General features: G+C 65.4%; 11 protein-coding genes. 4 read left to right on the top strand and 7 right to left on the bottom strand.

The genetic code is table 11. The features are described 5' to 3' along the window. Window positions 1–36: 36 nt before the first annotated feature. The 3 genes from F462_RS08385 to F462_RS08375 are packed head-to-tail and all read left to right on the top strand — an operon-like array spanning window position 37 to window position 3,646. Complete coding sequence (locus tag F462_RS08385; protein WP_038053225.1) at window positions 37–1,899, top strand: penicillin-binding protein activator; 1,863 nt, start codon at window positions 37–39, stop codon at window positions 1,897–1,899. After that, window positions 1,900–2,256: a YraN family protein gene (locus F462_RS08380; protein ID WP_038053222.1), complete on the top strand. Its 357-nt coding sequence runs from the start codon at window positions 1,900–1,902 to the stop codon at window positions 2,254–2,256. Between the two features lie 10 nt (window positions 2,257–2,266). Further along, window positions 2,267–3,646 carry an FAD-binding oxidoreductase gene (locus tag F462_RS08375; protein ID WP_038053219.1) on the top strand — a complete coding sequence of 460 codons (1,380 nt, stop codon included), beginning with the start codon at window positions 2,267–2,269 and terminating at the stop codon, window positions 3,644–3,646. Window positions 3,647–3,713: 67 nt separating this feature from the next. Here the strand turns inward: F462_RS08375 and F462_RS08370 are convergent, their stop codons facing one another. From F462_RS08370 to F462_RS08345, 6 genes are all read right to left on the bottom strand, one after another. Further along, window positions 3,714–4,142, bottom strand: a complete 429-nt coding sequence (locus F462_RS08370; protein ID WP_018140211.1) for a ClpXP protease specificity-enhancing factor — start codon at window positions 4,140–4,142, stop codon at window positions 3,714–3,716. Beyond that, window positions 4,139–4,765, bottom strand: a complete 627-nt coding sequence (locus F462_RS08365) for a glutathione S-transferase N-terminal domain-containing protein (RefSeq protein ID WP_018140210.1) — start codon at window positions 4,763–4,765, stop codon at window positions 4,139–4,141. Before F462_RS08365 ends, F462_RS08370 begins: the two co-directional genes overlap by 4 nt. 105 nt (window positions 4,766–4,870) lie before the next feature. Then, window positions 4,871–5,614 (bottom strand): cytochrome c1, encoded by a 744-nt coding sequence (locus F462_RS08360; RefSeq protein ID WP_038053217.1) that lies wholly within the window; start codon window positions 5,612–5,614, stop codon window positions 4,871–4,873. Then, window positions 5,614–7,023, bottom strand: coding sequence for a cytochrome b (locus F462_RS08355; RefSeq protein ID WP_038053214.1), 1,410 nt, complete (start codon window positions 7,021–7,023; stop codon window positions 5,614–5,616). The genes F462_RS08360 and F462_RS08355 overlap by 1 nt, the downstream gene beginning before the upstream one ends. After that, complete coding sequence (gene petA / locus F462_RS08350) at window positions 7,023–7,625, bottom strand: ubiquinol-cytochrome c reductase iron-sulfur subunit (RefSeq protein ID WP_026181447.1); 603 nt, start codon at window positions 7,623–7,625, stop codon at window positions 7,023–7,025. Before petA ends, F462_RS08355 begins: the two co-directional genes overlap by 1 nt. 343 nt (window positions 7,626–7,968) lie before the next feature. Next, window positions 7,969–8,718: a Nif3-like dinuclear metal center hexameric protein gene (locus F462_RS08345; RefSeq protein ID WP_038053211.1), complete on the bottom strand. Its 750-nt coding sequence runs from the start codon at window positions 8,716–8,718 to the stop codon at window positions 7,969–7,971. Between the two features lie 94 nt (window positions 8,719–8,812). Between F462_RS08345 and F462_RS08340 the strand changes: the two genes are divergently transcribed. After that, on the top strand, window positions 8,813–9,931 hold the full coding sequence (locus F462_RS08340) for a S1C family serine protease (protein ID WP_038054916.1): 1,119 nt from the start codon (window positions 8,813–8,815) through the stop codon (window positions 9,929–9,931). 181 nt (window positions 9,932–10,112) lie between these two features. Here F462_RS08340 and pepN read toward each other — a convergent pair whose 3' ends face one another. Then, window positions 10,113–12,752 carry an aminopeptidase N gene (pepN, locus tag F462_RS08335; RefSeq protein WP_038053209.1) on the bottom strand — a complete coding sequence of 880 codons (2,640 nt, stop codon included), beginning with the start codon at window positions 12,750–12,752 and terminating at the stop codon, window positions 10,113–10,115. Window positions 12,753–12,859 lie beyond the last annotated feature (107 nt).

The raw sequence follows: 12,859 nt of genomic DNA, 5'->3' as shown, positions 1-12,859 counted from the left end.
CAATACTGACTCCTCATTCGCTGACGAATCGCTATCGTGATCCTAATCCCCAATCGCGCCGGGCCCGCCCGGCCCCTGTCCCGCCTTGCCTTGTTGGTGCTCACCACCGCGATCGTGGTGGGCTGCGCCACCCCGCGCCCGGACCCGGAGCCAACCCCGGATCCCGAAGAGCGCCCCGACCTGGCGGAGCTTCCGGCCGAGGTACAGGCCAGCCTGCTTCTAAGCGAGGCCCGCGCGCGCCCGGAACCCGAGACCGCCCGGCGCGCGATTGGCGCCGTGCTGGCACTGGACGAGCCAACACAGGACCAGATCGACCAGGCCGAGGCCCTCTGGGCCGAACTCCCCGATGTCGAACGCGAGACGCAGGCGGGGCGCCTGCTGGGGGCGCAGCTTGCGGCCCTCCAGGAAGACTGGGAACGGGCCCGAGAGCGACTGGGTGCGGATGATCCGGAGGACCCCACCCGAACCCCGGAGGTGTACAGCCAAGGCCTGTCGCTGCACGCCCGGCTGCTGGAGCGCGAGGGGCAATGGTATCAGGCCCTGGACACCCGCCTGCGCCTCGATGGGCTGCTGGTGATGGAGCCGGATGCGCATGGCGAGAATCAGCACCGCATCTGGGGCCTGCTGGCCGCCCTCCGGCCCGCTCAACGCGAACAGGTCGTGGGCAACCACCTCCCGGATGGCGATGCCTGGGTGAGCCTGTTCCGACTCTTGCGAGCGGCCGAAACAGAAGAAGAGGCGCGCCGGGCCGCCGGGCAATGGCGCGAACGCCATCCCTCGCACCCCGCGAATAGCCTGCTACCAGACCTGCTGGCGAGTCACCCCCTGGCCGTGGACGCACCCGGCGACACTCTGGTGCTGTTGCCGCTATCCGGGGACCTTGGTGAACTCGGCAATGCCATTCTCGATGGAATCACTCGCGCCTATTACGCGGAGGGCGGTCAAGGCCGCCTGATCGTACAGGACACGCGGGGCGAACCAGAGGCCGCCGCCGCCCTCTATCGGCGCGGAGTGGAATCCGGGGTGGACCGCATTATCGGGCCATTGCGGCGTGAATCCGTCGCCCAGGTCGCCAGCAACGACCGTCATGCCCGCACCGTCCTGCTAAATCGGACGGAATCCCCCGTGGACGCGCCACTCACCACCCTGGCGCTAAACCCGGAAGAGGATGCCCGCGCCGTCGCCGATCGCGCCGACCGGGCCGGATGGCACCACGGACTGATCATCCTGCCCGAGGGGACATTCGGCGACCGTGTGGCGTCGGCCTACCAGGCCGCGCTGGAAGAACAGGACCGGCGCCCCCGCGACATCATCCGGATTCAGTCCGACGACGGCGAACTGAATAGCACCATTGGCAACGCCCTGGGCATCCAACAAAGCGAATCGCGCATCCGCGATGTCGCCCGACGCACCGGGTTGCAACTGGAAGCTGACCCGCAGGTTCGCGCGGATGTCGACCACATGTTTATTGCGGGTTCGGCGTCCCAGGTCCGCCGGGTCGTACCGCATTTGCATTTCCACCGGGCCAGCCACCTGCCGATGATGGCCACCGCCCATGTCTACGGCGGGTCTCCGAACGCCAATCGCGATGCCGACCTGAACGGCATCGTGTTCCCCGACGCCCCCTGGCTGTTTGACCGGGTGAGCCCGCTTGTTGGAGACGAAAACGGCACGCCCGATCCGGAGACCCTTCCCCGCTTCGTGGCGCTGGGAATGGACGCGATGCGCCTGAGCGTGCGCCAGGACTCGGTGCGCAGCGCCGCTCATCATCAACTCACCGGGGGCAGCGGCACCTGGGGTCTGAATCTCTTTGATGGCCAGTGGGTGCGCGAGCCTGCATGGGCCCGCTTTGAACGCGGCGAACCCCGACGTATCGACGTCATGGGTACGGATTCCTGAATGTTCAGACCGGGCGTCTCGGGCCAGGCGGCCGAAGACCAGGCCGCCCGTCACCTTGAACAGCAGGGGTTGCGGGTCCAGGCTCGCAATGTGCGCCGCCCCTACGGCGAGCTGGACCTCGTGGCGATGGAAGGCGAAACCCTGGTGTTGGTGGAAGTCCGCAAGCGCAGCCACCCAGGCTTCGGCGGGGGCGCGGAGAGCATCGACCGCCGCAAGCAGGCGCGCCTGCTTCGAGTGGCCGAGGCCTATTTGCAGGAACGTGACTGGAACGGGCCGGTGCGCTTCGATGTGATTACCCTGGACGGCCAGGACCGGATCGAGTGGCTGCAAGATGCCATCCAGGCCTCCGTCTCGTGAGGCGGCTGCTATGAAGCCGCTGGCGCGCGAACTCGAGCAGATTCTCTCCACCGGGGATCGCCTCCTGGATCCCGCGGACTGCTGGGCCTACGGTGCTGACAACTCCAAGCTGCATGCCGCGCCGGACGCGGTTGCCTTCCCGCGCGACGCCGACACGGTGCGCGAACTCGTGCGCCTGTGCCGCCGGCTGGGCGTGCCGCTCACTAGCCGCGGACGCGGTACCGGCACCACCGGGGCCGCCGTTCCCGATCATGGCGGGCTGGTCGTGTCCTTCGAGCGCATGAATCGCATCCTGGAGGTGGACCCCGCCAACCGCGTGTTGATTGCAGAGCCGGGTGTGACCAACGGAGAGATCCAGCAGGCGGCGGGGCGCGAGCGCTTTTTCTGGCCCCCAGACCCCACCAGCAGCGCCTACTGCACCCTGGGTGGGAACCTGGCGTACAACTCAGCCGGACCCCACGCGGTGAAATACGGGACCCCGCGCGACAACACGCTGGGGCTGGCCGCGGTGGCCGGTACCGGCGAGGCCTTCCGCACGGGCGTCCATACCACCAAGGGCGTGGTCGGATACGACCTGACCAGGCTTCTGATTGGCTCGGAAGGGACCCTCGCCGTGATCACCGAGGCGACGTTGCGACTCACACCCCAGCCTGAGGCCACCCGGCTGATCCAGGCGGTCTACCGTACAGTCGGTGACGCAGCGCGAGCGGTCTCGCGCCTGATGGCCCGTGCGGAGGTGCCATCGGCGCTGGAGTTCATGGATCACTCCGCGATCGCGATGATCCGTGACTATGCGCCCGACAGCCCCCTGCCCAGAGAGGCCGGTGCGATCCTGATGATTGAGACGGACGGTACCGAGGCCGGCATCGAGGCGACGACGACCGGCATCCGCCGAGCCGCCGAGGGCGAGGGCTGCCTGCAGACGCTGGCGGCCGACACACCCGAGGAAGCCCAGGCCTTGTGGGCGGTGCGCAAGGCATTATCCCCTGCCTTGCGCACCGTCGCGCCGAAAAAGATCAACGAGGATGTGGTGGTGCCGGTCTCGCACATCCCCGATCTGATTACCGGGCTGGACCGGCTGGCCCAGGAGCACGGAATCAAGATCGTAAACTTCGGTCACGCGGGGAACGGCAACATCCACGTGAACCTGCTGGTCAACCCAGACGATCCCCAGGAACTGGCCGCAGCCGAACGCTGCCTGGATGCGGTGTTCGCATTGGTCCTGTCGCTGGACGGGACCCTGTCGGGCGAACATGGGATCGGACTGGTGAAGCGCCCCTTCCTCGCCCGTGAGTTGGATCCGGTCGCACTGGGGCTGATGGCGGGGATCAAGCGCGAGTTCGATCCGGACAACATCCTCAACCCGGGGAAGGCCCCCGGCCCGCCCTGAGGCGCCGCTCCCTTCGGCCGGAACCCGTCCCCGGAAAAGAAAAGGGCCCCGTACGGGGCCCTCCACACTACTTGACGACCTTGAGCGACGGCCCCTTGCGCTTGGGCGCCGGGGCATCCTCTCCGCCCCCGCCATCCCCGGACCCATCCGGCGGCGCGCCTGGACCATCGTCCTCGGGGCCAGGCCCCGGCTCGCTGCCGAACATCATCCCCTGCCCGTTCTCGCGTGCATACACCGCAAGCACCGCCTGCATGGGCACAAAGACATCCATCGGGTTACCCGCGAAACGGGCGGAAAAGGCAACGGCCTCGTCCCCAATGTTCAGGGCCTGGACCGCCGAGGGACCCACATTCAAGGTGATCTTGCCCTGCTCCACAAACGCCTCGGGCACAATGACGCCTTCAATGGTGGCATCGACCAGCAGATGTGGCGTAAAGCCGTTATCCGTGACCCACTCCCACAGTGCACGGAGCAGATAGGGGCGGGACGAAGTCACAGCCGCAGCTCGCGCTCGGCCTCAGTCAAACTCAACTGGAACGACTCGCGCTTGCACACGCGGTCGGCGTACTCCTGGATGGCCTGCGGCAACGCCGACAGATCGATCCCCACCGCAGGCAGCCGCCACATCACCGGTGCGATGGCGCAGTCCACAATGGAAAACTCGTCACTCAGGAAGTACGGCTTGAGCTCAAAGATCTCCGCCGAGTTGACCAGACTCTCACGCAGGATCTTGCGGGCCTTGGTCAGGCCGGAGCCCGATGCCTGATACACGGCATCCATACCGTCATACCAGTCGCGCTCCACGCGGTAGAGCGCCAGGCGCGCGGCCGCACGCGAGACCGGGTCCACCGGCATCAGCGGCGGATGCGGAAAGCGCTCGTCCAGGTACTCGGTGATGACATGGGTGCCGTACAGGGCCAGATCACGATCCACCAGGGTCGGGACCTCGTTGTACGGATTCAGATCGGAGAGATCTTCGGGCAACTCGTCCGGCCCGAGATTCACGACATCTACGGCGATGTCCTTCTCCGCGAGAATAATGCGCACCCGATGGCAACGCACGCAGTCGTGGGCGGAAAACAGGGTCATAACAGAACGACGGTTGGCGACCAGCGCCATAGCTTTCTCCCTACCCCGGCCTGGCGGTTTCCCGCGCCGGGCAGACGGTCAATAACACCGGCGGGCGCCCATCCCTGAGCGCCCGCCGGCGACGGATCAGGCCGCCTAGTGTACGTCTTTCCAGTACTCCTTTTTCAAGAAGTAGGCGAGGATCGTGAAAATACCCAGGAAAATCAGCACGTACAGACCGATACGCTGACGGTCCAGCTGCATCGGCTCGCCCATGTAAGAGAGGTAGGTGACGATGTCGCGCACCGCCCGGTCGTATTCGCTCGGCGTCATTTTGCCGGAGCGCACGAGCTCGATCCGCTCGTTGCCGTCGTCGTCAACCACCTTTTCCTGCCAACCTTGCAGCTCCCAAAGCACGTGCGGCATGCCGACGTTGCTGAACACGGTGTTGTTCGCGCCCAGCGGACGCGACTCATCGATGTAGAAGCTCTTCAGGAAGGTGTAGACCCAGTCTTCACCATGAATACGCGTGGTCATGGTCAGGTCCGGCGGGACCACACCAAAGGCCTCTTCGCCATAGTCGTCGCTCATGGCGTTCTTCATCAGCGAACCAACGCCGACCGGCTCACCATCCTCGTCGGTGATGAAGATGAAGTTGTCCTCCACCTGCTGCTCGGTCAGACCAATGTCCCGGCCTACACGGTTGTAGCGCATGTATTCGGTCGAGTGACAGGCCATGCAGTAATTCATGAACAACGTGGCGCCGCGCTGCAGCGAAGCCTCGTTGGACACGTCGACATTGGCCTTTTGCAGGTCACCCGAGGCCGAGGCGGCGGAAGCCGCCGGCACGGTGAACAGGGCCGCAGCGGCCAGGAACGTAGTTGCAATCAGCGTTTTCATTACGAAGTCACCCTTTCCGGAACGGCACGGTCACGGCCCAGGCCACGCGCGAAGGCGGGGGCCACCATGGTCACGAACAGATACACGGTCGGAATCAACCAGGACCACATGATCAGACCCGCGTCACTCGGATCAAACCGCAGGATGTCGTAGATCGTATAGATCCCGGCGACCACGGCGAATGCGATCAGGCTGAAGGCCACGGAACGTTCCTTGCTGAGGAACCACAGCAGGAAGAAGAACGCGAAGTAGACCGTCGAGAAGCGATAGCTCATCTCGCTGACCTCGGTGGTGGCCTGCTGCAGGCCCAGCCAACCCAGGATCACGAAGGCCACCACGAACACCGCCAGGTTGAACTTGGCCGCGAACGAGCGGTAGCGCATCGACAGAACCGGGTTGCGATCCAGCCAGGGGATGAAAAACAGCATCACCACCGCAAGACCCATGGCAACCACACCCAGGAACGGGTCGGGCACGGAGCGCAGCACCGAATACATGGAGGTGAAGTACCACACCGGCGGAATCAGGTCCGGCGTCACCAGCGGATCCGCCGGGATCATGTTATCCGGCTTCAGGAACAGACCGGCCCCGGTAGGGAAGAAGAACATGATCGCGGCGAACACCATCAGGAACACGCCGACACCCACCAGGTCCTTCACGGAGTAGTAGGGGTGGAACGGGATGCCATCCTTCGGGATGCCGTTCTCGTCCTTGGTGTCCTTGATGTTGACGCCATCCGGGTTGTTGGAACCCACTTCGTGCAACGCAATGATGTGCGCGGCCACCAGCATGATCAGCACCAGCGGCAGGGCAATCACGTGCAGCGCGAAGAAGCGGTTCAAGGTCGCGTCGGACAGCAGGAAGTCACCGCGAATCCAGGTGACCAGGTCCGGCCCGATATACGGGATGGTCTGGAACAGGTTCACGATGACCTGCGCACCCCAGTAGGACATCTGACCCCACGGCAGCAGGTAGCCGGCGAAGGCCTCGGCCATCAGCACCAGGTAGATCAGCACACCAAAGATCCAGATCAGCTCGCGCGGCTTCTTGTAGGAGCCGTACAGGAGCGCCCGGAACATGTGCAGATAGACCACCACGAAGAACAGGGAGGCGCCCGTGGAGTGCATGTAGCGAATCAGCCAACCCCACTCCACATCACGCATGATGTACTCGACCGACGCGAAGGCGAGCTCGGCGTCAGGCTTGTAGAACATGGTCAGGAAGATGCCGGATACGATCTGGATGACCAGCACCAGCAGGGCCAGGGAACCGAAGAAGTACCAGAAGTTGAAGTTCTTCGGTGCGTAGTACTGCGCCAGATGCTCGTTCCACATCTGGGAAAGCGGGAAGCGGGCGTCGACCCAGCCCAGAACACCGCCCTGGATCTTGGTATCAGGATTGCTGGCCATTAGATCGCCTCCCCGTCTTCATCTTCGCCAATGACAAGCACGGTGTCGGTCCGATACATGTGCCGCGGGATCACAAGGTTGGTCGCTGCGGGCATGTTGCGGTAGACGCGACCAGCCAGGTCGAAACGCGAGCCGTGGCAGCCGCACAGCCAGCCGCCCTGCCAGTCGGAACCCATCTCGGGGTCGCCGATCTCCGGGCGGTAGCTCGGCGAGCAGCCCAGATGGGTGCAGATGCCGATGACTACCAGGAACTCCTCCTCGCGCGAACGGTGTTCGTTTTGCGCATATTCCGGCTGCTGGCTTTCCACTTCGGAATCCGGATCACGCAGGCGATCCCTGATCTCGGACAAACCGGCAATCATCTCGTCGGTGCGCCGCACCACCCAGATCGGCTGACCGCGCCACTCGACGCTGACACGCTGACCCGGCTCGATGGCGGACACGTCGAACTCGACAGGGGCCCCAGCTGCCTGAGCGCGCGCGCTGGGCTGCAAGGACGCCAGGAACGGGGCCGCGACTGCGGCGACCCCGGCTCCGCCTACGACGGATGTCGCGGCGACGAGGAACCGGCGACGGCCTCGGTTTACGCCTTGGTTTGCCATGTTTGTCTCTCCAAACAACGTGTTGAAATCGTGTTCCCGCGACCGCACAACGAAGGCGCAGCCAGCGCGCGAACGCCCGGGGCGATGCGCGCGAATACCCATCTGGGCGGGCTGTAAAATCCGATAGAATTCCCGAACACGCTAATAAGGTCAAGTAGATTACTGCCTTAAGACCGAGCGCGGCACTCGGAGACAGCACAACCACTTAAACATAAGCGATTGATGATAGAAGACTAATCCGAGCCACATCCACGAACGCTCAAATGCCCCGAATCGGAACACCCCGCACCGCGGGAGGGCGGAGCCGGACGATCCTGGGAAAACGAATCCCTGAACCCGGCGATCAGGCCGGGTTATCAATCTCGATAAACTGGTGATGAACCCCGAATCGGTCGGCGCACCACTGCCCCAGGGCGGGTGCCCCATAGCGCTCGGTGGCATGATGCCCCGCAGCGAAATAATGCACCCCCAATTCGCGCGCCTCGTGTGTGGTCTGCTCGGAAATCTCGCCACTGATGTACGCATCCACCCCCAGCGCCGCCGCCTCGGTCAGCAGCGACTGGGCGCCACCGGTGCACCAGGCAATGCGCCGAATCGAGTGGTCACCCGCCTCCACACACAACGCCTCGCGCCCCAGCACCTGACTGATGTGAATCCGCATCGCATCGGCCGACATCGGCTGCGCCGGGGTTCCGACCTGTCCCACCCCGTCCTCACGCAAGGTCCCGTCAATGGAGAAGCCCAGTCGACGGGCCAGTTGCGTGTTGTTTCCAAGCTCCGGGTGGGCATCCAGCGGCAGGTGATAGGCCACCAGATTGATCTCGTGTGCGAGCAACTGACGCATGCGCGCGCGCTTCATGCCGGTCACCGGCTGTGGCTCGCCTTTCCAGAAGTAGCCATGGTGCACCAGAAGCATGTCCGCATCCGCCTCCACGGCCGCCTCCACCATGGCCAGAGAAGCGGTCACCCCGCTGATGATCGAACGGATCTCGCGACGCCCCTCCACCTGGAGCCCGTTCGGGCAGTAATCATGGAAGCGTTCCGGCTGGAGCTCCGCATCCAGTGCCTGCATCAGTTCTTCGCGGTCGACCACGACGGGATCCCCTCTTGATTGTTCGCACGCAAAAGTGACTCGAGCGCGAGTGTGTTCAGTGTTTCCTTAATCTATGTTTCGGTATATTCAGCCTATGGTGAATTTCTCTCGCTTCCTGCTGCAAGCCGCGCTGACCGGGGTCGCCCTGGCCGTGGTGATCGCCGTGTTCTTTCCCGACATCCTCAACCGCGGCGACGAGGCTTCGCTGCAGGTCACGGAAACCGTCGGCGAATCGACCCCGGCCGCCGCCCCCGCGAGTTACGCAGAGGGCGTGCGCCGCGCCGCGCCGGCGGTGGTCAACATCATGACCTCGCGCACCATCGACAGGCCCACGGGCTTCGGCCTCCACGAGTTCTTTGGCCAGCCACTGCCACCCGACGAACGCGAGCAGTCCAGCCTCGGCTCCGGGGTCATCATGACCGATCAGGGGCACATCCTCACCAATCACCACGTGATCGAGGAGGCGGATGCCATCGCGATCATGCTGCCCGACGGTACCGCACACCCTGCGGAGATCATCGGCATCGATGCCGACACCGATCTGGCCGTGCTTCGGGTGCGCGTGCCGGACCTGGCGGTCGCCACGCTTGGGCACTCCCGCGACCTGCAGGTGGGGGATGTGGTCCTGGCCATTGGCAACCCGTTCGGCGTAGGTCAGACCGTTACCCAGGGCATCGTCTCGGCAACCGGGCGCAACCAGCTCGGCATCAACACCTTCGAGGACTTCATCCAGACCGATGCGGCCATCAACCCCGGCAACTCCGGCGGCGCGCTGATCAACGCCGGCGGCGAGGTCATCGGCATCAACACCGCGATCTTCTCGCGCTCCGGCGGTTCGCACGGCATCGGCTTCGCCATCCCCGTGGACCTCGCCCGCAGCGTGATGACGGAAATCATCGAACAGGGCTATGTCGCCCGCGGCTGGCTCGGCATCGAGGTTCAGGCCATGAACCGCGAGCTGGCCGAATCCTTTGGCCTGGACGCCCCGCGCGGCGTGCTCGTCGCCGGCATCCTGCGCGAAGGACCCGCCGAAGAGGCGGGCATCCGACCGGGCGACATCATCACCCATCTCGACGGCAACAGCGTCAATACCCCGCACGAGGCCCTGAACGTGATCGCCCGGACCACCCCCGGCGAAGCACTCGACATCCGTATCCAGCGCGACGACGAGTCTCAAGAGCTGGCCGCCACGGTCGCCCAACGCCCGATCTGACCCACGGAACAGACAGGCCAGTCCCCACTACTAAGGGGACTGGCCTCGGTTGCGCCACCGAAGACCCCATTCAGAACCTTTCCACAGGAGCCTGCTTGCAGGCGAAACCCCGCTAGAGTCAGACCCGCTTAGAACATTCGCCTGCAAGCAGGCTCCCACAAGGACCCAGGTCAACAGACGCCTATTCCGCCAGCGCGCGCTCGATCACGTCGCGCAGGTCGCGCGACAAATCGAGCGCGGCGAGGCGCTCGAGTTCCGCGCGCATCTGTTCGCCGCGGGCGCTGTCCACCTTTTGCCAGCGGGTCAGCGGCTGGGCCAGGCGCGCGGCGGTCTGCGGGTTCATCACGTCCAGCTTCTCGACGAAGCCGCCCATGCGGCGGTAGCCCGCGCCGTCCTCCTGGTGGAAGTGGCGTTCGTTGCGCGCCATGAACGGCCCGAGCACCGCACGCACCCGGTTCGGGTTGGTCCAGCGGTAGCCGGGGTGCTCCAGCAGCGCCTCCAGGCGCTCGAAGCCGCCCGGGACCTGACTGCCGGCCTGCAGGCCGAAGTATTTGTCCAGCACCAGCGGGTCGTCCCGGTAGCGCTGCTCGAAGTCCGTCAGCAGCACCTCGCGGGCCTCGTGATCGAGCTCGTTCACCGCATTCAGCGCGCCCATGCGCATGGTCATGCTGCGCGCCTTCTGGTACTGCGCCAGGGCCTCGGGCACCGCGGCCTGGTCGCGGGCTGCCACACGCAGCGCCAGCAGGCGGTTGCGCAGCTGGCGCAGGCCCATCGCCTCGGCGGTGAAGGCCCCGTTGTCGACGTCGTCCAGCTTCGGCTGGATGTGCTGCATCGCGCCGGTCAGCGGGGCGTAGAGACGCTTCTCCAGGTCGTCGCGCTCCATGCGCAGGCGCACCGGATCGACGCGCTCGAACAGCTCGGCCAGCTCGCGCGTGGGCGGCAGCTGCAGGATGGTCGCCAGCAACACCGGCTCGATCGCCGGGTCCTCGATCAGGGCATGCAGGGCCTGCTCGATGGCGGCCTCCAGTGCGGAGTCGGCGGCGTCATCCTCGATACGCGCACGGATCGCACGGCGGAACAGGGTCTGCGCGGCCTCCCAGCGGGCGAAGGCGTCATCATCGTGCGCGAGCAGGTGGGCCAGTTCGTCCACGCCCTGGTTGGCGTTCAGGATCACCGGGGCGGAGAAGCCACGCAGCCAGGAGATCGCGGCCACCTCGGCGGAAAGATCCTCGAAGCAGAAGGTGTGCTCGGCGGCGTCCAGCTCCAGCACCCATTCGTCGCGCGCGGCGGCGTCGCCTTCCCGACGCGCGCGGATGCGCTGGCCATCCGCATCTAGAAAGGCGACCCGCATCGGGATCACCACCGGCTCCTTGTGCGCCTGCCCCGGGGTCGGCGGAGTCTCCTGCGCCAGCGTGATGCGGGCCGGGCCGCCGGGGCCGTCGAACGCAGTGCCTGCGGTCACGTGCGGGGTGCCGGCCTGGGTGTACCAGCGCTTGAAGCGGGAGAGATCGCGCCCGCTGGCCTCGGCCATTACCGCGACAAAGTCGTCCGTCGTCACGGCCTGGCCGTCGAAGCGCTCGAAGTAGAGGTCCAGCCCGCGGCGGAAGGTCTCGCGCCCGATCAGGGTGCGCAGCATGCGGATCAGCTCCGCGCCCTTCTCGTAGACCGTCAGGGTGTAGAAGTTGTTGATCTCGGCGTAGTGGTCCGGGCGCACCGGGTGCGCCAGCGGGCCCGCATCCTCCGGGAACTGGAAGGCGCGCAGCATGGCGACATCGTCGATGCGCTTGACGCCGAACAGGGTGCAGTCGGTGGTGAACTCCTGGTCACGGAAGACCGTGAGCCCCTCCTTCAGCGACAGCTGGAACCAGTCGCGGCAGGTCACGCGGTTGCCGGACCAGTTGTGGAAGTACTCGTGGGCGATCACCGACTCGATGGCGACAAAGTCGCTGTCGGTGGCGGTGTCGGGGCTGGCCAGCACGTACTTGGCGTTGAACAGGTTCAACCCCTTGTTCTCCATCGCCCCCATGTTGAAGTCGTCCACCGCGACGATCATGTACACGTCCAGATCGTATTCGCGGCCGAAGGCCTCCTCGTCATAGCGCATCGCGCGCTTCAGCGAGGCCAGCGCATGATCGCAACGATCCGCGTTATGCGCCTCCACATACAGCTCCAGCGCCACCTCGCGCCCGGACATGGTGGTGAAGGTGTCGCGCTGGCAGGCCAGCTCCCCGGCGACCAGCGCGAACAGGTACGACGGCTTGAGGAACGGGTCCTCCCACACCGCGTAGTGACGTCCGCCGTCCAGCTCGCCGGCCTCCACGCGGTTGCCGTTCGCCAGCAGCACCGGGTACTGCGCCCGATCCGCCTTTAAACGCACTCGGTAGGTGGTCAACACGTCCGGACGGTCGGGGAAGAAGGTAATGCGGCGAAAGCCCTCCGGCTCGCACTGGGTGCACAGGTTCCCACTGGAGGCGTAGAGGCCTTCCAGCGCGGTGTTCTGCTCCGGGCGGCAGCGGCCGACGATCTCCAGCCGCGCCGACTCCGGCAGGCCGTGCAGCAGCAGGCCCTCGGCATCGTGCTCGAGCATGTCCTCGCCGGGCTCTGCATCATCGACGGTCAGCGACACCAGCTCCACGCCATCGCCGTAGAGCCGCAGCGCGCCGTTCGGCTTCGCCGCCTGCGGGTTGCGGCGCACCGCCATGCGCGTGGTCACCTCGGTGGTCGCCGCCGCCAGATCAAAGTCCAGCTCCAGGCTCTCCACTACGAACGCCGGCGGCCGGTAATCGCTGAGATAAACCGCCTGGGGACTCGCGTCACGCATTCCGAACTCCAAATCAAAGGCACTGAAAAAGGTTTAACACACCGCCACGGCAGCTCCGGCTCCTCGCCATGATGACGGCCCGGAAACTGGCACCACAACATCAATCC

Source organism: Thioalkalivibrio sp. ALJ1 (assembly GCF_000745395.1).
Lineage (GTDB): Bacteria > Pseudomonadota > Gammaproteobacteria > Ectothiorhodospirales > Ectothiorhodospiraceae > Thioalkalivibrio.
The sequence above is the reverse complement of the archived record's forward strand: the minus strand, read 5'-3'. Positions and strand labels throughout refer to the sequence as shown.